The sequence below is a fragment of the Amycolatopsis jejuensis genome (assembly GCF_000717335.1).
In the GTDB taxonomy this organism is placed as follows: domain Bacteria; phylum Actinomycetota; class Actinomycetes; order Mycobacteriales; family Pseudonocardiaceae; genus Amycolatopsis; species Amycolatopsis jejuensis.
Genome location: NZ_JNYZ01000027.1, coordinates 39663 through 62034 on the forward strand (window position 1 = coordinate 39663; position 22372 = coordinate 62034).

General features: G+C 69.6%; 16 protein-coding genes. 9 read left to right on the forward strand and 7 right to left on the reverse strand.

The features are described from left to right. Nucleotides 1-99 precede the first annotated feature (99 nt). Nucleotides 100-1542, forward strand: a complete 1443-nt coding sequence (locus OO71_RS50490; RefSeq protein WP_211260682.1) for a tetratricopeptide repeat protein — start codon at nt 100-102, stop codon at nt 1540-1542. 2 nt (nt 1543-1544) lie between these two features. Here the strand turns inward: OO71_RS50490 and OO71_RS32145 are convergent, their stop codons facing one another. Beyond that, the gene (locus tag OO71_RS32145; RefSeq protein WP_156096654.1) at nt 1545-2516 is read right to left on the reverse strand and encodes a glycoside hydrolase family 3 N-terminal domain-containing protein; all 972 of its coding nucleotides are present in this window, start codon (nt 2514-2516) and stop codon (nt 1545-1547) included. A 406-nt stretch (nt 2517-2922) separates the two neighbouring features. Between OO71_RS32145 and OO71_RS32150 the strand changes: the two genes are divergently transcribed. The 4 genes from OO71_RS32150 (at nt 2923) to OO71_RS32165 (ending at nt 6650) form a co-directional block, all read left to right on the forward strand. Next, nucleotides 2923-3516: a helix-turn-helix transcriptional regulator gene (locus tag OO71_RS32150; protein ID WP_033293725.1), complete on the forward strand. Its 594-nt coding sequence runs from the start codon at nt 2923-2925 to the stop codon at nt 3514-3516. A gap of 14 nt (nt 3517-3530) precedes the next feature. Continuing rightward, the gene (locus tag OO71_RS32155; protein WP_033293726.1) at nt 3531-4796 is read left to right on the forward strand and encodes an ABC transporter substrate-binding protein; all 1266 of its coding nucleotides are present in this window, start codon (nt 3531-3533) and stop codon (nt 4794-4796) included. Nucleotides 4797-4878: 82 nt separating this feature from the next. Next, on the forward strand, nt 4879-5826 hold the full coding sequence (locus OO71_RS32160; RefSeq protein ID WP_169776597.1) for a carbohydrate ABC transporter permease: 948 nt from the start codon (nt 4879-4881) through the stop codon (nt 5824-5826). Further along, the gene (locus OO71_RS32165; RefSeq protein WP_033293728.1) at nt 5823-6650 is read left to right on the forward strand and encodes a carbohydrate ABC transporter permease; all 828 of its coding nucleotides are present in this window, start codon (nt 5823-5825) and stop codon (nt 6648-6650) included. The genes OO71_RS32160 and OO71_RS32165 overlap by 4 nt, the downstream gene beginning before the upstream one ends. Nucleotides 6651-6680: 30 nt before the next feature. On the opposite strand, the gene OO71_RS32170 is transcribed toward OO71_RS32165, so the two are convergent. The 3 genes from OO71_RS32170 to OO71_RS32185 all read right to left on the reverse strand — a co-directional run bounded on the left by OO71_RS32170 (nt 6681) and on the right by OO71_RS32185 (nt 15017). After that, nucleotides 6681-7721, reverse strand: a complete 1041-nt coding sequence (locus tag OO71_RS32170) for a hypothetical protein (RefSeq protein ID WP_051792517.1) — start codon at nt 7719-7721, stop codon at nt 6681-6683. 328 nt (nt 7722-8049) lie between these two features. Continuing rightward, nucleotides 8050-11685: an ATP-binding protein gene (locus OO71_RS32180; protein WP_033293915.1), complete on the reverse strand. Its 3636-nt coding sequence runs from the start codon at nt 11683-11685 to the stop codon at nt 8050-8052. Between the two features lie 89 nt (nt 11686-11774). Beyond that, on the reverse strand, nt 11775-15017 hold the full coding sequence (locus OO71_RS32185; protein ID WP_033293730.1) for an ATP-binding protein: 3243 nt from the start codon (nt 15015-15017) through the stop codon (nt 11775-11777). A gap of 312 nt (nt 15018-15329) precedes the next feature. Here OO71_RS32185 and OO71_RS32190 point away from each other — a divergent pair, with 312 nt between their 5' ends. From OO71_RS32190 to OO71_RS32205, 4 genes are all read left to right on the forward strand, one after another. Then, nucleotides 15330-15599 carry a WXG100 family type VII secretion target gene (locus tag OO71_RS32190; RefSeq protein ID WP_033293731.1) on the forward strand — a complete coding sequence of 90 codons (270 nt, stop codon included), beginning with the start codon at nt 15330-15332 and terminating at the stop codon, nt 15597-15599. Beyond that, nucleotides 15596-15859, forward strand: a complete 264-nt coding sequence (locus OO71_RS32195) for a WXG100 family type VII secretion target (protein WP_033293732.1) — start codon at nt 15596-15598, stop codon at nt 15857-15859. The genes OO71_RS32190 and OO71_RS32195 overlap by 4 nt, the downstream gene beginning before the upstream one ends. 119 nt (nt 15860-15978) lie before the next feature. Then, nucleotides 15979-16614, forward strand: a complete 636-nt coding sequence (locus tag OO71_RS32200) for a response regulator transcription factor (protein WP_033293733.1) — start codon at nt 15979-15981, stop codon at nt 16612-16614. A 23-nt stretch (nt 16615-16637) separates the two neighbouring features. After that, entirely contained in the window at nt 16638-17996 is a 1359-nt protein-coding gene (locus tag OO71_RS32205) for an amidase family protein (protein ID WP_084145438.1), read from the forward strand. Here the strand turns inward: OO71_RS32205 and OO71_RS32210 are convergent. The 3 genes from OO71_RS32210 to OO71_RS32220 all read right to left on the reverse strand — a co-directional run bounded on the left by OO71_RS32210 (nt 17969) and on the right by OO71_RS32220 (nt 22358). Beyond that, nucleotides 17969-19045 carry a coiled-coil domain-containing protein gene (locus OO71_RS32210; protein WP_033293734.1) on the reverse strand — a complete coding sequence of 359 codons (1077 nt, stop codon included), beginning with the start codon at nt 19043-19045 and terminating at the stop codon, nt 17969-17971. The genes OO71_RS32205 and OO71_RS32210 overlap by 28 nt on opposite strands. Nucleotides 19046-19165: 120 nt before the next feature. Beyond that, nucleotides 19166-21157: an SDR family oxidoreductase gene (locus OO71_RS32215; RefSeq protein ID WP_033293735.1), complete on the reverse strand. Its 1992-nt coding sequence runs from the start codon at nt 21155-21157 to the stop codon at nt 19166-19168. A gap of 490 nt (nt 21158-21647) precedes the next feature. Continuing rightward, nucleotides 21648-22358, reverse strand: a complete 711-nt coding sequence (locus OO71_RS32220; RefSeq protein WP_033293736.1) for a class F sortase — start codon at nt 22356-22358, stop codon at nt 21648-21650. Between the last annotated feature and the right edge of the window lie 14 nt (nt 22359-22372).

Genomic DNA, 22372 nt, shown 5'->3' on the forward strand with positions numbered 1-22372 from the left:
GATCGACGGGCGAACGCGACCATCGTCACCCTGTGATGTGCAAGGAAGAACCTTTCGTTCATTGAGTTAACCGGCCCGCACAAGGCTAGGGTGGGAGCGGTGACCGACGAGGACAGCGACGAAACCACCTACGTCAACCGCATCTCCGGGGGTACCTACGACAAAGTCGTGATGGCGGGCGCGGTACACGGCGATGTCAACGTCGGCTACGGCGATCGTCCGGAAGACCTGGCCGACCCCATCATCACGTCCGTCCGGCTGGTGCCCGGCGGTACGCTGGCGGACCTCGTGATCGATTCCGATCCGCCGCAGGTGGCGGTTCCCGGCGGCACGGTCCACGTCATCACCGTGGAGGCGAAGACCACCCGCGCCGTCGTACTCCATTCCGCGCGGCCGGTCATCGTGTCGCGCACGCTGCCGCGTCCGGCGTGCCTGCTCGTGCGGGTCGGCGCGACGCTCGAACCCCGCCGTTTCACCACCGACTTCGACGCGCAGCCGCTCCGGATGCAGGCACAGGGCGCGGACTTCCCGTTCACCGTCAGCGCCACCGACGTCGAGCAGTTCCAGTTCGAGCCGGTCACCCGCACCCACGAGATCGCCTGGCACCTGGAGCTGGACTGGACCTGCGCGGGCCGCAGCGGCACCACGATCGTCGACAACCACGGCGAACCGTTCCGCGTGTACCCGGTGGCCGCGCTCTTCGACGGCCGCGACGACTCGGTGCTCAACTCGGGCTGCGACCTCTTCCACGAACGCGGCTGCCCGGCCGGGCTGCTCGAAGCCACAGGTCAGCCCGCTTCCCTGTGGGACGGCGCCGGTCCGCTGCCGCTCTACCCGGCGCCGGCGCCCATCGCCGACGAGGATCCCGAGGACGTCCTCCGCGGCACCCTGCCGACGGCCGACCCCGACCTGCCCGAATCCTGGCCGGAGTACCGCCGGATCGCGACGAGTGTCCGGAGGCTGGCCGCGCGGCCCGGCTTCCGCCACCAGCCGGACGAGCTGCTCCTGCGGGTCCTGCGCTACCTCTTCGTGTCCGGCCAGTCCCGTCCGGGCGCGATCCTCGGCCGCCGGATCCGCGACGACTGGGCCGAGGCGCTCGGCGAGGACCATCCGGACACCCTCGCCGCCGCCAACCGGCTCGCCGGCTGCCTGATCGGGATGCGCGAGTACCCGGAGGCGCGCGACCTGCTGTCCGACCTGCTGCCCCGGTTCAGCCGCGTCCTCGGCGAGGAGCACCGGCTGACCCTGATCGTCGCGAGCAACCTCTGCGTCGTCCACATGGGGCTGGACGAGTACGAGAAGGCACGCGACCAGACGAAGGACGTGATCCGCCGGACCAGCCGCGCGTTGGGTCCCGACGATCCGGGGGCGCTGCGCGCGTCCAGCAACCTCGTAGCGATCCACCGGCGGCTCGGGGATCGATCCGCCGCGCTGGCCGTGCTCGAGGACATCCTGCCGCGCTACCGGCGCACCCTCGGCGATGCGCACCCGGACACGCGCAAGGCAGCTGCCACGTTGGAGGAGCTGCAAGCCGAGGGGTGACGCTACGGCGTGCAGTACCCCTTCGCCGCCAGCACGCGCTCCACCGAGGCTGTGACGTGGTCGGCGGGCAGCTCACCGCTGTCCGCGGCCTTCGTCAGCCGGTCCAGCACCGCGCGCACATCGACGGTGCCGGACGAGAACAGTGCCTGGTCGGCACCTGCTTGCAGGGCGTCCAGCACCGCCTCGGGCAGCGGATACCGGTCGGTAATCGCCTTCATGCCACCGAGATCGTCGGTGATCACCGGGCCGGTGAAGTGGAATTCGGTGCGCAGCAGGCGGTATGCCGCGGGGGAGAGGGACGCCGGGGTGCCGTCGGTGAGCCCGGGTACTTCGAGATGCCCGACCATCACCCCGACGGGACCGTACTGGGCCAGCTCGCGGTAGGGCACCAGGTCGACCTTGAGCAGCTGGTCCAGCGGCGGCGTGGTGACCGTGCCGCGGTGCGAATCGCCGGAACCGTGCCCGTGGCCGGGGAAGTGCTTGAGCACCGGCTGCACCCCGCCCGCGCGCAGGCCCTCGGCGAACGCCATCGCGTAGGTACGGACCTTTTCCGGGTCCGGGCTGTAGGACCGGTCGCCGATCACCGCGTCGTCGGGCTCGTCGCTCACGTCCGCGTCCGGCGCGTAGTCCACCGTGATGCCGCGCGCCCGCAGCTGCTTGCCGCGCTGCTCGCCGAGCGCGCGCACCTCGTCCGGGGACTTGGTGGCAGCGAGCTGCCGTGCGCTCGGCAGTGCCCCGTCGAGGTCGTCGATGCGCTGCACGCGCCCGCCCTCCTCGTCGACCGCCACCGAGACCGGGACCTCCGCCGCGCGTTGCACCTCGCTGAGCGCGTCATTCTGCAACAGCGTGGTTTTATTGCCGCCCACGAAGATTCCGCCGACTTGATAGGTCCGCACGAGGTCGGCGACCGCATCCGGATTGCCCGCGTCGACTCCCGGGACCACGAGCTGTGCCACCCGGGCCCGGACATCCATCGCGGACACCACCGAGGCACATTCCGACGTCTCCGGCCCCGTTTCCGGGGTCGGCGTTCGCGCAGGTGGCGAGGCCTGTGGCGAACTTCCCGCACTCGGCGCATCGTGCACCGATGGGGCTGCTGTTCCGGAAACGGAACGGTCCCCGCCACACCCCGAAAGTGCACATATGAGCAACAACGCGGTGAGGGCGCCGGCGGCGGACCGGGGTGGCCGAGCATGCGCCGTCATGAATTCCTCTTGCAGTTCGGACAGGTCTACGCGACGGTAACCGAACCCCTGCGCGAAGCCCAGCTTCACCGTGTGAAGAATGAGCGCGTCCCGACTAGAGAATTCGTGAAGCCGCCGTCGGCACACTGGCGGAACACGACACAGGCGAGTGTGTTTCGCACCGGGGAGGCAAACGATGAACCAGGTCAAGGTGGCGGCATGGGCTTCGGACCCGATCACTCTGGCGGGCGTCATCGACCACCTCCGCACGCGCCGCGAGGTCCGGGTGCTCCCGGGCCAGCAGCGTGGTGAGGCAGCTGTGCTGGTGTTCGCCGCGAACCGCGTCACCCGCGAGGTGAAGGCGGCACTGCGGGCAGCGGCAACCGAGACGCCGGCGGCCATTGTGTTCGTCGCCGGGTACGTCGACGCCGACGAGCTGGCCGAGCTGGCCGCCTGGCACGTGTCCGCGGTGCTGCCGCGCGACGCGATCGGTGGCGACCAGCTGGTGCGCAGCATTCTCGCGGCTGCTTCGGGTCGTGAAACGTCGATGCGCGATCTGCTGAGCCAGGCGGAGAACCTGCGGCAGAACGGGGACGGCACCACGCTGTCGCCGCGCGAGGTCGACGTATTGCGGCTGATGGCCGAGGGTTGGGACACCGCGGAGATCGCGAGCAAGCTCTGTTACTCGGAGCGGACCGTCAAGAATGTCATCTACGGCATGACGAACCGGCTCAAACTCCGCAACCGCCCGCACGCCGTTGCCTACGCCTTGCGCGCAGGAGTGATCTGAAGGATGCCCCCCACGTGCGAAAGCTGACCCGGCGTCCGGCCGTAGCCGCACTCGCCGCCTCGTTCCTGTTACTGGCGTCCGCGTGCGGTTCTGCCGCGGCGCCGGGAAAAATCACGCTCACGGTCGCGACGTTCGGCGAATTCGGGTACGCGCCGCTCTTCGACCGGTACCAGAAAGACCATCCGGAGATCGAGATCCGCAGCCGGGTCACCGATTTCGACACGCATTTCAAGACGCTGGCCACGCAGCTGGCGGCCGGGCGCGGCGCAGCGGACATCGTCGCGGTCGAGGAGCAGCAGGTCCCGAAGTACATCCGGGCGAAGGAAAAGTTCGTCAACCTCGCCGATTTCGGGGCGAACCGGCTGAAGGACCAGTGGGCGTCGTGGAAATGGGCGCAGGGCACCTCCGGTGACTACGTGTTCGGCCTCGGCACGGACATGGGCAGCCTCGCGATGTGTTACCGCCGTGACCTTTTCGAGCAGGCCGGGCTTCCCACCGATCGCAAGGCCGTGGCCGCGATGATGCCGGACTGGCAGGGGTACGCCGACGTCGCCGCCCAGTTCAGCGCGAAGCTGCCGAACGTGAAGTTCGCCGATTCGGCGGGCACGGTGTACACCGCGATGGTGAACCAGGCGCCGGAGAACTACTTCTCCGCCAAGGACGATTCCTACATCGCCGGGCAGAACCCCAACATCCGCAAGGCTTTCTACCTCGCCGGCAACCTCGCGCAGAACAAGCTGACCGCCGGGGCCACCACGTTTTCCCAGGCCTGGAACGTGGCGATCAAGCAGGGCACGTTCGCGGCCATCGCGTGTCCGGCGTGGATGCTCAAGCAGATCAAGGAAGCCGCCGGGGACGCGGGCAGCGGCAAGTGGGACGTCACCACGGTGCCGGGCGACAGCGGTAACCAGGGCGGCTCGTTCCTCACCGTGCCGAAGCAGGGCGCGCATCAGAAAGAGGCGTACGACCTCGCGCAGTGGCTCACCGCGCCGGAGCAGCAGAAGCAGATCTTCCTGTCCGACGGGATGCTGCCGAGCGAACCGAGCGTGTACCACGATCCGCAGGTGGTCGCGCACACCGACCAGTACTTCTCGAACGCCCCGATCGGGCAGATCTACGCGGCGTCGGCGGACCGGCTCCGGGCGAACTACCGCGGCCTGCACGACGCCGACGTCCGGCCCGAGTTCGGGCATGCGCTCGGCCGCGTCGAGGACGGGTCCCAGAACGTGGACCAGGCGTGGGGCGACGCGGTGCGGATGGGCCGGGACGCGATCAAGTAGCCCTCCCGTGACATCGCGCGGCACCCGTCCGGCGCGGTCTCGTTCCCGGCAGCGGGACGGCCGCGGGGCCGATGCTGCGCTGGTGGGGGCCGAGGCGGGCAGGGGCCGGTCTCGGGTGGAGCGGCGCCGGACGGCCCGGGCCCGGCTGGACCGGAAGGTCACGCCGTTCGCGTTCATCCTGCCGTTCTTCGTCCTTTTCGGACTGTTCGGCGCGTTCCCGCTGCTGTACACGTCGTGGGTTTCGCTGCACCACTGGGATTTGCTGGCCGGTCCGGACGGCGGGCCCGGTTTCGCCAATTACGCGGCACTGTTCGGTGATCCGCGGTTCTACAATGCGCTTTTCAATACGGTCAGCATTTTCGTGGTCGCCGCGGTCCCGCAGTTCAGTGCCGCGCTCGCCATCGCCGCACTGCTCAACCGCACCCTGCGCGCGGCAACCTGGTGGCGGGCCGGGATCCTGCTGCCGAACCTGGTGTCCGTGGTCGCCGTCGGCCTGGTTTTCGCGCAGCTGTACAGCCCTGGCTACGGCATCGTGAACGAGGTCCTCGAGTGGTTCGGCATCCCGCCGATCCCGTGGCAGGCGCACCGCTGGTCGTCGCATTTCGCGGTGGCGAGCATGGTGATGTGGCGCTGGACCGGATACAATGCGCTGATCTATTTGGCCGCAATGCAAGCGGTACCACAGGATCTGTACGAGGCAGCCGCGATCGACGGCGCATCACGGTGGCGCACCTTCTGGTCGGTAACGGTGCCGGGCATCCGTCCGACGATCATTTTCACCGCGGTGGCCGGAACGGTGAACGGGCTGCAGCTCTTCGCCGAACCGCAATTGTTCGACAATACCGGAACGAGCGGCAGCGGCGGCAACGACCGGCAGTTCCAGACCCTCACGATGTACCTGTACGAAAAGGGTTTCGGCAAATTCGACGCCGGGTACGCGGCCGCGTTGTCGTGGGTGATGTTCGTGGTGTGCCTGCTGTTCGCGTTCGTCAACTACCGGCTGGTCCGCCGCTTCGTGAGCGCACCATGATCGGCAAGCGGCGCGCAGGTGCGTGGGTGTACGCGGTACTGGTCGGATTGGTGGCGTCGTCGCTGTTCCCGCTGTACTGGTCCTTTGTGGTGGCCACCCGGGACAATTCGGCAATCGGCGAGGGCTCCCCGGTATTATTGCCCGGCGGTCACCTTTTCGAGAATGTGCAACGGGTTTTCGACACCGTGGATTTCTGGCTGGCCATCGGCAATTCCCTGATCGTCGCGACGACGGTGACGGTGTCGAATGTGTTCCTGTCCAGCCTGGCGGGGTTCGCGTTCGCGCGCATGCGATTCCGGGGCCGCAACAGCCTTTTCCTGGTGGTGATCGGGTCCGCAATGGTCCCGGCCCAGCTCGGCGTGATCCCGCTGTACCTGATCGTGAGCGACTTCGGCTGGTACGGCCGTCTCGAAGCGGTGATCGTGCCCGCTCTGGTGAGCGCTTTCGGGGTATTCTGGATGCGGCAGGCGTGTGAAGGAGCCATCGAGCAGGACCTGGTGGACGCGGCCACTGTGGACGGTGCGTCGGTGGTACGCACCTTCTGGCATGTCGCCGTCCCGGCCGTCCGCCCGCAAGCCGCAGTCCTTGGCATGGTGACCTTCCTTGGCGCCTGGAACGACTACTTCTGGCCCCTGGTAGCCCTGGACTCCACGACGACGCCCACGGTGCAGGTCGTCCTGTCCCAGCTGGCGAGCGGCTATTACACGGACTACGCCCTGATGCTGACCGGCGCCACCCTGGGGGTGGTCCCGGTGATCGCGCTGTTCCTGCTGCTGGGGCGAAACCTGGTGCGCAGCATGTCGAGCGGCCTCATGCACGGGTGAGGGTCGCGGGGCTGTGGTTTCAGCCGCAGGTCAAGTACCGGTGATCAGCGCGACCGCCTTGTCCATGGCGTCCCACGCCTGTGCGGGATCGGGACGCCGGCCCAGCCCGCAGGCAGCCGCCACGTCCACTTCACGCCGGGCGAACCGCTCGATCATGTCCAGCAGGCGGCGATGGTCGTCGATTGTGAGGCTCTCGTGAATGAAGCCCGCGACGAAACGCACATCGGAGGGCAACGCAAGTGCTTCGAGCGGCCGGTACCAGCCCTCGTCAAACGACCCTGGTTTCTCCGCCGCGGCGAACGGCGCATGGATGTAGTCCAGAATCCGTCCCGGTGGGAAGCCGGTGGCCACGGCATTGGCCAGCAGCACCAGGGGCTGTGTATCGGATAGTTCGGCCAGCGCCTGGTGTTTGAGATCGCCCAGGCAGAGATGGACGCCGAAATGAGTGCCGTCGGGTGTGCCTGCCACCACCTCGTGCAGGGCTTGCGCCAACCGCTCTGCCAGCGCCTTCCTGGCCTCCTCGGGTGCCCTGGCCATCGCCACCAGGCTGGCGGGCGTCTCGATCTGGAACACGACCGGCTCGTCCGCTTCGCGGACAATGCGGTTGACCTGATCGACAGTCGCCTGGGCCCATGCCTCCGAGATGGCTCGGTCGGACGTGGCGACGTCCAGCCCGAAGGACAACATGGTCAGGTCGAACGGAGCAGGCAGGCCGACCTGGAACCGGATGTCGGAATGGCCTGCCCGGTCGCGCAGGTACTTGAAGGCCGGGAAGCTCTCTGCGAACGTGGGAAAATAGTTGAGATGCAGATTCGCCGGGTCCAATGTTTGCCCGTCCCGCACGCGGAATAACGGTCCTGTCCCGTAACCCGTGTAAACGCCATCGTGCACCAGTTCGACATCCGGGTTGACCCGGAGCCATTCTCTGGTGCGCGAAGCCCACAATGATCGATCGCCGGTCTCGCCGTCGGTCATGCGCAGAAGGTGCGCGCCGACCCGCTGGAGAGCCGTGGCAATGGCATTGGGGGCGGAGAGGCCCGGCCAGGTGCCGACGAGGTGAGTCTTTCGCATATCCGCAACTATAGTGATGCGCCGGGTTCGGTGAGGACTGCTCGGGCGAACCTCAGTCTCCGGTGTGGGTGATGTCAGGTTGTTTGGTTTGCGGCTGCCGTGGAGTCCTTTGGCCGCTTCGTCTTCTGCCGCGGCGCCGCCCTGCGTCACGTCGAGGGCCGCTCGGCCGACTTCCGGATCATGCGTGGGTTTCAGCGCCGGAAGCGGAATACCGGGCAGGGAACGATTTCATCCTCGTCGCCGGGGCAGCAGGTCGCGCAGTTGCTCGGCCACCGTTTCACGGTTATGCATGAGTTTCATGCGCCGGCCGCCACCCGAAACCCAACTCTCACCCGGTCCGGCGCGCCACCGTAACCGCCAACTCGCTCCGCGAAGGCGCATCCAGCTTACCCAGCAATCGAGCCACATGCGCCTGCACCGTCCGGCGCGGGAGGCACAACTCCGTGGCAATCTCCGGGTTCGACCGCCCCGACGCGACCAGCGTTGCGATCTGCACTTCCAGCGTAGACAACGATTCCCAGCCACGCTCCGGACGCGGCGCCAAGAACGAAGCCCCCCGACGGACCCCCAGCGCACGCAGCCGCGACTCCGCTCGCTCCAGGCTCCAAGCAGCCGCCAGATCCGTGTACAGCGAAGCCGCCTCATCGAAAGCCGCGTGCGCCGCATCCAACCGGCCGACCCGCGCGAGCAGCACTGAAGCATCCTCCAACGCACTGGCCAGCTCAGGCTTCCGCCCGACCGACCGGAAATGTTCCGCCGTCCGCAGCACCGGCGCGGGTTCCTCGAACAGCAGACCCCGGCACCACTCCGCCGCCGCAAAAGCACGCGCCGGCTTGAGTTCCTTCGCTGCTTCCTCCTCGCACACCGCCAGCGCGCGCTCCGCCGCTGCTCGGTCGTCCGCCTCCAAGGCGATCTGCACGAACTGCGGCAACCACTGGTGCCGCAACATCATCTGTGCGTACGTCGGGTTCAGGATCGGCTCCAGGACCCGGATCGCCTCCGGCAGGTCACCCCGCTGGTACACGACCAACGCATGGGCGGCAAGGAGAAAATCGAAACTTTCCCGCTCCGCGCCGGTCGCCGGTGCGTGCTCCTCGGCCGAGTCCAGCAGCGACGCCGCTTGCGCGTGATCGCCTCGCCGCGCAGCGATGAGCGCCGAGACCCCGTGCAGCAGCAACGCCGCAGCACCCGGCTCGCGCAACCCGAAAAAGGTGATCGCCGGTCCGTCCTCGGTAACCGTATCCAGCTCTACCAGCGCTTCGTCCCACCGGCCTTCCCAATACCGGTGCACTGCAACGGAAACCTGCAACCCGATCGGCATACTGTGCCGTCGTGTGACCTCGCCTGCCACCCGCAGGGTGTGGTTCGCCTCGTCGAGCAGATCGAGGTTCTGCAAGGTGAAGACGCGGTTGTCCAGCAGGTCGAGGTGCAGGTCAGCCAGTTCGTGCTCGTCGCCGACCGCCGCGATTGCCTCGTCCACGTGGGACAGCGCGCTTTGGTGGTGCCGTCGGACGGAATCGACCAGCCACAGGGTCTGCAAAGCGTGCGCCGTCAGGTACCGGTCGCCGTTCGCCGAAGCGCGCGCTCCGTGCGCATTCGCCTCGGCGACGTCGAGGTCGTCGAGGCCGCCGCGGCGGAAGTTCGCGAGCAGGTGCCTGCCCCGTACTCGCCACAGCTCCGGCATCGCCGGGTCCTCCGCCGAATCCCCGAGCGTCTCGACGGCTTGCTGCACATCGCCCCGCCGGAACCGCAGCGCCGCGACCAGATGCCGCATCTCCGCGGCGTTGTGCGGGTCCTCGGCCAGCTCGAGTGCTTGCAGGGCAAGCTTTTCCGGCCTCCGCTCGAGCCGGAACAACACCCGCACCAGCGCGATCAGCAGTGCCTCGTGCCGCGAATCCCCCGGCTCGATCCCGGCCAGCGCCCGTTCCAGGAGTTCCACCGCGATCAGCGGCGCCCGGTTCGACACCGCGCTCTGGTGCTCGACCAGCCAGTCCAGCACCCACGGGTCCACCGTCGCGGGCACGGCCACGAGCTGCTCGGCGACCCGCTTCACCGGCGCCCCGATCCCGGCCAGCGCCTCGGCCGCCTGCCGGTGCTTCGCCGCGCGCATCTCCGGCGTGAGCCGGTGGTACAACGCCTGCCGCAGCAAGGGATGCCGGAACGCGAGCTGGGTACCGGTGTCGACCAGGACGTTCCCCGCCACCGCGGCTTCGAGCGGGCCGAGCAGGTCCGACGGCCGCCGCCCGAGCACCGCCGCGATGTCGCCCACCGCGAACTCCATGCCGAGCAGCGCGCCGCCGCTGAGCACGTCCCGCGTCTCGTCAGGCAGGAACTCCAGCCGCCGGTTCACCGCCGCGACCAGCGAGTCCGGCAGCTCGAAGCGCAGCGGATCGGGGACGTCGGCAATTCCGCCCTCCAGCTCGACCGCGCCCGACTGCAGGAGCGCGTCCAGCATTTCCTTGAGGTACAAGGGATTTCCCCCGGCGCGCGCGGTCAGGTCGCGCAGCCCCGGCCCGGAACCCGCGCCGACCTGCCGTTCCACCAGCCGGATCACGTCCACGTCCTCGAGCGGCCCGAGGTCCAGGACAAGCCCGCCGCGGGCCTCGACCCCGCGGCGCAGCTGGGTGACCTCCGCGCGGTCCGCCACCGGGCGCGTGGCGGCCACCAGCAACAGCGGCAGCTGCCGCGTGGCCGCGCACAACCGGTGCCACACCAGCACACTCGACTCGTCGGCCCACTGCAGGTCGTCGACCACGAGGACCAGCGGCGATTCGGCACACAGCTCGTCGACGAGCGCCAGCAGCCGGTCGACCGAGTCCAGCACCGGATCGCTGATCCCGCCGATGCGGCGGACCGGCTCGTCGGCGCTCAGCGCGACCCTGGCCCGGCGCGGATCGGGCGAATGCGGTTCGATCGCGAGACACTCGTGCATCACCTGCAACGGGAACCGCATGCTCATCTCGTCGGCCGCGACCCAGGCCAGCTGCGCCCCGGTGACCTCGCCGAACGCCTGCGCCAGCAGCTCCGACTTCCCGATCCCGGCCTCGCCCTCGATCCACACCGCCCGGCCACGGCCTTCGCGGACCTGGCCGAGCAGGTCACGCAGCTGCCCGACCTCGCTCTGCCTGCCGAGAAGCTGCGTCACCTGCGTTCGCGGGGCGCGCGCGCCCGGCTCGGGTTCGGCACGCGGCAGATCGAGCGCCGGGTCCTCGGCCAGCACGCGCTGGTGCAGCTCCCGCAGCCGAGGCCCGGGTTCGACGCCCAGCTCGGCGCGGATCGTCCGGCGCGCGTCGCGGTACACATCCAGCGCGTCGGAATGCCGGCCACTGCGGTAAAGCGCGAGCATCAGCGATTCCCGCAACGATTCACGCAGCGGGTGGTCGGCGGTGAGCGCGGTCAGCTCCGCGATGACGCTCTGGTGCCCGCCGAGCTCGAGGACGCTGCGGGCGGCCCGTTCGTACGTGTCCAGCTGCAGTTCTGCCAGGTGCGCACGATGCCGTTCGGCGAATTGGCCCGGTACCCCGGACAGCGCTTCGCCGTGCCACAGCGCCATCGCGGCCGAAAGCTCGGTGACCGCCCGGTCGTGCGCTCCGGCGTCGGCTGCGCGGCGGGCGGCTTCGCGATGCTGCTCGAACTCCGCCGCGTCGAGGGCGTCCGGCGCCAGGTCGAGCGAGTACCCCGCCGGACCGGACACGAGCACGGTGGACGCGGCCCAGCGGGTGCGTTCGGGTTCGAGCGCGCGGCGCAACCCGGAAATGTACGTGTGCACACTGCCTTCGACGCTGGCCGGCGGCGAATCACCCCACACCCCGGCAATCAGCTCGGCCCGCGGCACCGGACGTCCGGCGGCGACCGCGAGCATGGCGAAGACGGCCCGCTGCCGTGCAGGTCCGAGGGAGATCTCGGCCGACCCGCGCCACGCCCGCAGCGGACCGAGCACGTTCACCCGCAAGTCCCCTGGCATGCCGTTCCGTTCGACGTACCCGTCCGATCCGCCGAGCTTACCGGGCTGATCACGGTCGCCGGATCCCGCAGCCGCCCGGTTCGTCCCGTTCACTCGCCCGCGGCTCGCGCCCGGACGGGGCTGGCCCGCCGGATGCCGTACGGCTGCATCCGCGTTTCGGCCCTCCGCACGTCCCAGGCCGCGCCGAGCGACGTGTAGCTGGTGAGTGCGGCGAGGAAGGCCGACCGGGCCTCGTCGAGGCGGCGGTACTCGGCGAGCAGGATTGCCGCGTCCTCGCTGGCCCGCGCGTGTTTGAGCATCCGGCCGGCGGCCTCGTAGTGCGTGGCGGCACCCAGGATCGCGTCCGGGTCCGCGGTGACCAGCCCGCGGCAGTGCGCCGACGCCGCGGTGTGCGCGGGCGGGGTGTCGTACCGGCCGGCGTCGCCCATCAGCCGAAGCGCCTGGAACGCGTGCGGCTGGTCGCCGATCTGCATGGCCAGCCGGGCGAGCTCGGGCAGCCATTGCTGCCGCGCCGACGGCGGGTAGTTCTGCTCCAGCAGCGGCAGCAGCGCGGCCAGGGCGGCCTCCGGCTTGCCGTCGAGCTCGGCGAGCTGGGCGCGGGCGGCGAGCAGGTAGTCGCCCCCGTTGGGCTCCAGCCCGCGCGGGAACTGGTGCCGGGCCGCCGCGTCGAGGTGCCCGCGGGCCTCCTCCGGCTCGTCCCGGTGGCTCGCGATCAACGCGCCGACCCCGTGTACCAGCAACGCTGATCCGGGGCTGCGCAACACATACGACGCCGTCTCCGCGCCGCCCCGGATCACTGTGTCCAATTCGGACAGTGCTTCGGTCCAGCGGCCGCGCCAGTAGTAGTGCACCGCACCGGCGAGATGCATTTCCCCGGGTACCGCCCGGGTGGCGGCGAGCCGGCGGGCGGTGCTGAGCTCGGCGTCGTCGTCGAGACCGTCCAGCACGCCCAGCTCGGACAGGTCCGGTTCGGCCGCCTCGTGGCGGAGCCGTTCGATGGTGGCGCGCAGCGTTTCGTGCCGCCCCCGCCACATCTCCGGTACGTGCGGATCCGCCAGCGTGCGCCGGACTTCCGCGCTTGCTTCGGCGAATTCCCCACGGCGGTAGTAGATGTACGCGAGAATCCACCGCATTTCCGCGGCCTGCCTGCTGTCTTCGGTACGCGCGACCACCGAACGCGCTTCCGCCTCCGGCTCGCGGCCGAGCCAGAAGAGCAGCCGGGCGAGCGTTGCGGTGAGCGGTTCCCGCGCGTCGGCGGGCAGTGCGGCCTGCTTGACCACCTGCTTGAGCACGTCCACTGCCATCCGCGGCGACTGCGCGGCGACCGTGCCGATGTGCTCGACCAGCCAGCCGGCCACCCACGGGTCGACCTGCGCCGGCGCGGCGGCCAGCTGCTCGGCGACGCGTTCCGCGGACGCCCCGGCACCGTCCAGGGCTTCGGCCAGCTGCCGATGCAGCGCGACCCGCATCGCGGCCGGCGTCTTTTCGTACAGCACGCGGCGCAGCAGCGGATGCCGGAACGTGAGCTGGTCGCCGGACTCGGTGAGCACCCCGGCGGCGAGCGCCTCCTCGACCGCGCCGACCAGCGCGGTCGGGGTCCGTTCGGTGGCGATCGCGATGTCCGACAGCGAGAATTCCTTGCCCAGCAACGCCGCCCAGCGCAGCAGGTCACGCGTTCCGCTGGAGAGGAAGATCAGGTACAGCGTGAGCCGCGACCCGAGCGGCGACGGAATCGTGCGGCACGAGCTGGCTTCGACGATCGCGTGCGCACCGTCGAGCAGGATCATCGAATTGGCCAGCAGGGTCTCGACGATTTCCTTGGCGTAGCGCGGATTTCCGGCCGCATACGAGATCAGCGTCGAGAACATGCGGTCCGGCGGGGCACCGGTGAGATCGGCCGCAAGCCGGCGGAGGTCGCTCTCCGGCAACGGTTCCAGCTCCAGCACGGTGGTGGCGGCGAGTTCCGCGCGCAGTGCTTCGAGCGCGACCGGCCGCGGGATCGGGCGGCAGGCGCCGACCAGCAGCAACGGCAGCCGCCGCGTTTCGCGGACGAGGTGCCGCCACACCTGCAGCGTGGTGTCGTCGGCCCACTGCAGGTCGTCGAGCACGAGCACGAGCGGACCGTCCGCGCACAGCTGCCGGACCAGTCCGAGCACGCCGTCGACGGGATCCAGGTCCGGGTCTTCGGCCAGCGCCACGGCCAGCTCCGCGCGCCGCAGGTCCGACGCCCGCGGGTGCACGCCCAGCGCGTCCAGCAGTGGACGCAGCGCGAAACCCTGGTCGAGCGCGTCGGCGGCGGCGAATACCGCGGCGTACCCGGCTTCGTGCGCGATCGCCACGGTTTCCGCGAGCAGCGCGGTCCGCCCGATCCCCGGCTCGCCCTCGACCCACACCGAACGGCCCGGCCCGGCACCGAGCGTGCTGACCGCCTCCCGCAGCAGTCGCAGCTCGTCCTCCCGCCCGGCGAACGACTCCGGCCGCGGCGGCAGCACCGGCAGCGGGAACCGGGGAACCCGGGCGGCGGGCTCGGGCGGGGCGGCCAGCACGACATCCGCCGCGCGCCCGGCGACCAGCTGTTCGAACCGTTCGCGCAGCGTCGGCCCTGGCTCGGTGCCGGATGCTTCGATGAGCCGTTCGCGCAGCTCGGTGTACACGGTGAGGGCCTCGTGCGGGCGCCCCGCGTGGTCGAGTGCTCGCATGAGCAGGCCGTGCAGCGGCTCGCGGAACGGGTTGTCCGCGGCGAGCTCGGTGAGCTGCGCGACGAGGCCGGCGTGATGCCCGGTGTCCATCGAAAGTTCAGCTCGGCGTTCGACAGTGGCCAGCCAAATTTCATCCAGCCGGGCCCGCTGCGCGACGGCGTAATGTCCGGACAGGCATTGCAGCGGCATGCCTTTCCACCCGGCGAGCGCCTCGTCGAACCGGCCGCGCGCCTCGCTGTGGCGCCCTTCGCTGAGCAGGCGGTGGCCTTGTTCGCGCAGGGCCTCGAAGCGGTGCAGATCGATGTGCTCGGGGTCGAGGCACAGCGAGTACCCGGAGCCGGTGGACGCGATCAGCCGCGACCCGGCGCCCTTCGGCCGTCCGGGCTCGAGGACCCGGCGCAGGCCGGAGATGTAGGTGTAGATGCTCCCCTGCGCGCTGGGCGGGGGCGCGTCGCCCCAGACTGCGTCGATGAGCACTTCGCGGGAGACCGTGTGGTTCGCGGCGAACGCGAGCAGCGCGAACACGGTGCGCCGATGAGCGGAGCCGAGGTCGAGCTGCCGGTCGCCGAGCCAAGCCCGCACCGGTCCGAGCAGCTGGATTTCCGGCGTGGTGACGCCGCCGGATGCCGACATCGGTCTCCCTTCACGCGCTGACAGATCGTCACACGCCGGATGCCACTCGTGAGCTTACGCCGAAAAGGTGACGCCGGGGGGCCGCCCCAGGTTGCTTTTGCCGGTCTTGTCCTGGGAGTTGTCCGGTGGACACCTTTCGGCCGTCCGGCCTAATCGTGAACGGCGGGGAAACCGGGCCTCGTGGGTCCGCAGGCAGTCCTCGACGAAAAAGGGGCATCCGCCCCGATTCCCGGTTCCCGCGGGGGATTCCGGTGGGGCAGCCTCGGATCGGGAACCCACGCGCGGGCTGGGGAACATCGGTGAGGAGCAGCCGTGGATTCGGTATCCGTCGATCCGCACGAGGCGGCAGGCCGGTTCGAGGACGCGATCGATTCCGCGAACGCCTGTCTCGGCCAGGTGAACACCGAAATGGCCGCACTGCAGGCCTCGTGGCGCGGTGAGGCGTCGGCGCGCTTCGGGCAGGCGATGAACGACTGGGAGCAGCAGTTCGACCGCATTCTGGGCAGCCTGACCGACCTGCTGCGGGTCACCGGCGGCTCAGGTGAGCGCTCAAATGAGCAAGACTGCACTTGTGCCCGATGACCCGCGATCCCGATTTCCGGCAGGCCGACGAAATCCTCGGCCGCATCCGGGAGACCACCAGCGACATCGGCGCCGTGCTGGCCGAGCTGGAGTCCACAGTGGAACCCGACGTCGAGCACTGGCCGGCGGACGCGAAAGCGCGTTACCGGGCGGCCAAGCACGAGTGGACGGCCGCGGTACATCGGATGCCCGAATGTCTCGAACGAGCGCGGCAAGCTTTTTGCGACATTGCTGCCGAGGAGTCGGATAGAGGCCACTGACCTGCACAGACGTCGACGTTCTTCACGACGGTCGCGATCCGCGCGGAAGCCGGGGAGAAAACGTGAAGTCTCGGTCGGCACACTTGCCGCGGCAACGTGAAGTGGCGGTAGGAGTAGTCGTGAAGCTGGTCAAGGTCGCAGTGCTCGCATCGGACCCGATCACCAGGGCCGGTGCGTCGAGCCTGCTGGGCACGCGTCCGGAGCTGGTACTGCTCGCCCAGGACGCGGCCGCGCAGGCCGACGTGGTCCTGGTGATGGAGGAGCACGTCACCGACCGGGTGCTGTCGCAGGTCCGGGACGTCGGCAGGCAGTCGGAGCGTCCGGCCGGGCCGCATCTGGTGATCGTCGTCGACCACTTCCGCGAGAGCGACCTGATGAGCGCGGTCGAATGCGGGGTCGTCGCGATCCTGCCGCGCCGCGAGACCGGCGGCGCCGAACTGGTGTCGGCCGTGCTGGCGGCGGGGGACGGCACGGCCACGCTGCCGCCGCGGCTGCAGGGCGCGCTGCTCGCCCAGGTCCAGCGGATGCGCCGGGACGTGCTGGAGCCGAACGGGCTCACGCTGTCCGGCCTCGCCTCGCGCGAGTGCGACGTGCTGCGCCTGGTCGCCGAGGGCTACGGCACGGAAGAGATCGCCACGAAGCTCTGCTACTCGGAGCGCACCGTGAAGAACGTGCTGTACGGCCTGATGACGCGCTGTGGTCTGAACAACCGGGCCCACGCGGTCGCCTACGCGTTGCGAGCCGGCGCCATCTGATCAACCGGCTAGGGTCCTGATTCATGGCACAGACGGCGGTGGAGATCGCCCGCGGAGTGCGGGACGGCGAACTGGACCCGGTGCAGGTCACCGAAGAGGCGCTCGCCCGGATCGCGGCAGCGGACGGCATCGTGGGCGCGTTCCGCCGGGTGCGGGCCGAAGAGGCGAGGGCGGAGGCGGCTGAGGTTGCCGCGCGCCCGGACCTCGGATCACTGCCGCTGGCCGGAGTGCCGGTGGCGGTCAAGGACGTCACCGAGGTCGCGGGCGAGTACGCAGGCTGGGGTTCGGCCGCGGGACCACGCACCCCGGCTCCGAGTGACGGCCTCATCGCGACCCGGCTGCGCGCGGCCGGCGCGGTGATCGTCGGGCTGACGCGGGTACCCGAGCTGTGCACCTTCCCGACCAGCGACGATCCGGACGGCGTCGCCCGCAACCCGCGCGAGCCGTCGTACACCGCCGGTGGTTCCTCGGGTGGCAGCGCGGCCGCGGTCGCGGCGGGCCTGGTACCGATCGCCCACGGCACGGACGGTCTCGGCTCGATCCGGCTTCCCGCGGCGATGTGCGGAATCGTCGGCCTGAAACCGGGTCGCGACGTCATCCCGGAGGCCTCGCAGGGCTGGTTCGGCCTCTCCGTGCACGGCCCACTCGCAACGACTGCCGCCGACGCCGCGCTCTTGCTGTCCGTGCTCGCCGACCGTCCGGAATGGACGGACCTCGCCCCGCCCGGCCCGCAGCGGATCGCGGTGTCGACGCAGGTGCCGTTCACCCACGCTCCGTTGCCCCGGCCGTTGCGGGCAGCAGTCGACCAGACGGCCGGCTTGCTGCGTGGGCTGGGGCATTCAGTGGCGCCCGCGACACCGGCGTACCCGCTCCGCGCGTTGAGCGGGTTGATCACCAGGTGGTTCGCCGGCCCGGCCGAGACGGCGGCTGCGTTCGACGAGACCCGCCTCCAGCGGCGGACTCGCACGCACGTCCGCGTCGGAAAACTGACGAAGCCTCTCGTGAACGACCGAGCCCGGCTGGAGTGGGAAGCCGTCGCGGAGCAGTTCTTCGCCGCGCACGACGTGCTCGTGACGCCCACCCTCGCCACGTTTCCGTTGAAGGCTCGCCGCTGGCACCGGTTGTCTTGGCCGGTGAACGCAATCCCGTCGATGCGCGTGGCGGCTTTCACCAGTCCGTGGAATCTGGCGGGGTATCCGGCGCTGTCGATCCCGGTGTCCCACGATCCGGCGCGCGATCTGGCGACGTGCGTGCAGCTGGTGACCCGGCCCGGGGGAGAGCCACTGCTGCTCGGCTTGGCGGCTGAGCTGGAACCCCTCGTAAGTGTCAGGTCCGCTAACGAGGGACACCGTCGTCAGGAACTCGGCTTCCCCGCAGTCTGAGGCTGGGACTTCGCTGGCGTCCCATTCCCGGCGCTGCTGTTTCCGTTCGAACCATTCCCCGGGCTGGGCTTCGGCTTGGGCGCACCGGACTTTGCCGCTTCCCCTGGCGACGGGTCCGGGTTGGCCGCGTCGTCGCCACCGACCAGTTTCGCCGCGGCCGGGAGCACCGATTCCGACGGCAGCGAAGTCAGCAGACCCTCGCTGCGGCCGAGGACCTCGTCCGCCATCGCCAGGCTCTTGCGTGCCTGCTCACGGATTTCCGCGAGCCGCTCGACCTTCCGCGTGGCCGCCGTGGTGCGCTGCGCGGCCTGCGTGGTCGCCTCGTCGAGACGGCGCTTCGACTCCGTGGTGGCTTCCTCGACCCGCCGCGCCGCTTCCGCCGTCGCTTCCGCGATGCGGCGTTCGGCCTGGTTCTTGCTCGCCGTGCGCTGGTCGGCGATCAGCTTCTCGTGCGCGGCGCGCTCGGACGTGATCTTCGAATCGAAGTCGCGCTCGATCTTGCGGCGTTTGCGTTCGGCCTCGTTGTCGAGGAGTTCCCGGCGCTGCGCCGCCTCGACCGTGAGCCGCTGCACCTCGGCGCGGGTTTCCTTCAGCGCTGCCTCGTGCTCCGAGTGCAGGGCCTCGGCCTGCTTGTCCAGCTCCTCGACCAGCCGGTGGTACCGCTCGCGCAGCTTCGTGGACGCCTCGGTGGACGACGCCCAGTGCTTCTCGGCCGCCACCTGCGCGCGCTTGGTGATCTCGTCCGCCCGCGCGTGGGCGAGCTGGACGGTGCGCTGCATCCGCTCGTCCAGGTCCTCGAGCCGCTCCGGCGGCTTCATCAGCTCGTCGACGCGGGCCTGCAGCTTCGACACCTCTCCGCGCGCCGACTCGAGCTCCCGCGACAGGGTGGTGACCTGCGTCGTCGCCGTGTCGCGGTCGGTGATCAGCCGATGCAGCTGACCCTCCAGATGATCGAGGTACTGCCGCACCTCGGTGCGGTCGAAGCCGCGCCAGGCTTCGGTGTATTCGCGCCGCAGCGGGAGGAGGCCGTTGTCTCGCTCGGGAACCATGCCCACGACCGTACCCGCGCACCTGGTAACGGCGCCGTCAGGAGTGGTGAATCACCGGCCCGGGGTGCCTTCTCGTGGCAATCTCGCCTGAACGGCCTCACCCGCCGGCGCGCTCCGTGACTACCAGTGGAAGCCGCGCGACAGCCGGGCCAGCGCCATTGCCGCGCGGGACAGGTGTTTCTCGCCCCGCCCGATCTTCAGTTTCCCGCTGCCGCCTGCCGCCGTGGAGTCCGGGAAGATCCGGAAGCCCTGGTACGCGATCGCGTCGGTGAGCCCAGGCGCGAGCGTGTACGTGAGCCCGATGGCCTGCCCGGCCGGGGTGCCGATGTGCTTCGGCCGCTGTACCAGCGCTTTCAGCACCATGTCCGCCGCCTGCTCCGGCGATTTCGTGGGGAACGCGTCGTAGATCTTGGTCGGCCGGATCATCGGCGTCCGCACGAGTGGCATGTGGATGGTGGTGAACGTGATCCCGTCACCGTGCGTTTCGGTCGCCGCGATGCGGGAGAAGTAGTCGAGCGCGGCTTTCGACGCGGCGTACGCGGAGAACCGCGGCGCGATCCCTTGTACCCCGATCGAGGACACGTTCACGATGTGCCCGAATTTCCGCTCCGACATGTGCGGCAGGACAGCAAGGATCAGCCGGACCGCGCCGAAGTAGTTGATCGCCATCGCACGTTCGTAGTCGTGCATCCGGTCGTACGACAGCCTGATCGACCGGCGGATCGACCGGCCGGCGTTGTTCACGAGCATGTCGATCCGGCCGTGCTCGGCGAGCATCGCGTCGACGGCCTTGTGCACCGAATCCTCGTCGGTGAGGTCGGCCGGGTACACCGACGCGGTCCCGCCCGCCGCGATGATCTCGTCGCGCACTTCCTCCAGCTCGTGCTGCCGCCGTGCGACGAGCAGCGGCACGCCACCCGCGGCGGCGACCTTGAGCGCGGTGGCCCGTCCGATCCCCGACGACGCACCGGTGATGATCACCCGGCGTCCGTCCAGCTCGCCGCGCGGACCGTGCTTGCGTGCGCGGAACGGGTCGAGGTGCTCGCGCCAGTACCGCCAGAGCGTGGCCGCGTACTCGTCGAGCCGTGGCACCTCGATGCCGCTGCCGGCGAGCGCTTTGCGCGTCTCAGCCGACGCGAAAACCGACTGGAACGCCATGGTTTCCAGCAGCACCGGCGGAATGCCGAGCCGCTCCAGCACCGCGTCGCGGGCGATGGTGAAGCCGGGAATGTGCTCGCCGAGCTTCACCAGCCCGACAATCCCCTTCGACACCCGGTCGCCCAGCTGCACCGTGATCGTCGGCGCCCCGGCAGCGCGCGCGAAGGCGTTGTAGACCGACACCACCGGCTGTGGCTCGGGGTTGACGAGGTGGAAGGCGCGGCCGTCGAGCCCCGGGGTGGTGACCAGTTCCAGCAGGGCCTTCGCGACGTAGTCGACCGGAACGACGTTGGTGTCGCCCAGATCCGGACCCGCGATGGGCACGTCGGGTAGCCCGGCGAGCCTGCTGATCGCGGGGAAGAGGTAGTAGGGGCCGTCGATCTTGTCCATCTCGCCGGTCTGCGAATCGCCGACGACGACCGCGGGCCGGTACACCCGCCACGGCACGTCGTGCTGTTCGCGGACCAGCTTCTCGGCCTCGAACTTCGTCCGGTGGTACGGAGTGATCAGCCGCTGGCCGACGTCGAACATGTCCTCGGTGAAGAGCCCGTCGTGATCACCGGCGACGGCCACCGACGACACGTGGTGCAGACAACCGGCCCGCAGGTCCGCGGCGAGGTCGACGACGTTCTGTGTACCGTCCACATTGGCCCGGATACTGGTCTCGTCGTCGGCGGTGATGTCGTAGAGCGCAGCGAGGTGCACGACGTGGTCGACGCCGCGCAGGCTTTCGCGGTCCGCTTCGGACACTCCCATCAGCGGCTCGCCGAGATCCCCGGTGACGAGCATGACGCGATCCGCATGCGGCCACCCGTCAACGAGCGCGGCGAGCTTCGCCCGCGAAGACGCCCGTACGACGAGGGTGACCCGTTCCGCGTCGGGCCGGGTGAGCAGCAATCGGGTGAACTGACGCCCGATCAAGCCGGTTGCGCCTGTCACCAGGAATGTCGCCATTGCCATCACCCTCCGCCGTGCATTGCTGGACCCATTCTGCTGCATTGAGGCTGTGGTGACCACAGCTCGGGAGGGTGATGTTACTCGCAAGTAACTTTGCTTGGGTGGGGGAACTGTTGCGGTGGGGTTTGCTGTCGTGGGTCCGTTGCGTGGGGGCACCCCGAAGCTGGATTGTGACGACGTGCGGAGGGTGCTTGTCAAGGCGGGAAAGATGCCTTGACAAGCACCCTCCGCACGTGTGGGGGCTTTCGGCTGCGGCTGCGGCGGGGGTTGGTGGGGGTGGCGGGGGAAGTCTGTGAAGGGAACCTTCACGGAATGCGGGTCCGTGAAGGGAACCATGAGGGAATTTAGGTCCGTGAGGGGAACCTTCAGGGAATGCGGTCTGTGAGGGGAACCTTCACGGAATGTGGGTCCGTGAAGGGAACCATGAGGGAATCTGATTCCGTGATGGTTCCCTTCACGGAATGCGTCGGGGCGGGGTTGTGCCGCGTTATGCCGGGTCGGCGATTACTACGCGGTTTTCTTCGTAGCCGTCGCTGCCGCCGATCCAGCGGCCGCCGCAGGTCACCAGGACTATTCGGTGAGGGCCTGCTTGGCCGAAGAGGTCGTCGGCGCGGGCGGGCAGGTCGTTTTTGTGCACGGTGACCAGTTGGGAGATTCGGTAGCGGGTCGTCTTGCCTGCTTGGTCGACGATTGTCACGGTGCCGCCGATGCGTTCGTTCCACAGTTCCGCGAACGGGCCGGTCGCGCCGCGCCAGTTCACGTGGCCGGCGAAAACGCTTGCGCCGCTCACTGCGTCCAGGTCTGCGCCCCACCATGCTGCCTGGCCGACGTCCGACGGGACCGGCAGGGTGTTGCCCGGGCCCAGATCCTGCCGGACCATCGTGGCCGTACCGCCGCCTGGCAGCCGGAGCGTGCCTGGTGCTTGCGGGCCTGGCTGGGTCGGGCGGTGTTCTGCGGGGGCGGCGGGTGGCGGGGCGGCCGCGCTGTTCTGCGAAGACGGCGGCGCGGCAGCAGAAGAGGACGGCGCCAGCTGCTGAGGCGTGACCGGCGTGACCGGCGCGACAGCAGCGGCCGGGGAAGCATTCCCGGCCACCGCCACCGTCGGCGGTGACGTGATCACGACCGTCGCGAATTCCACTGCCAGTACGCTCGCCGCGCCCAGTACGAAGCCGCCGATCAGCCGGCCTTTTCCCGTCATACCCCTGCCGTTCC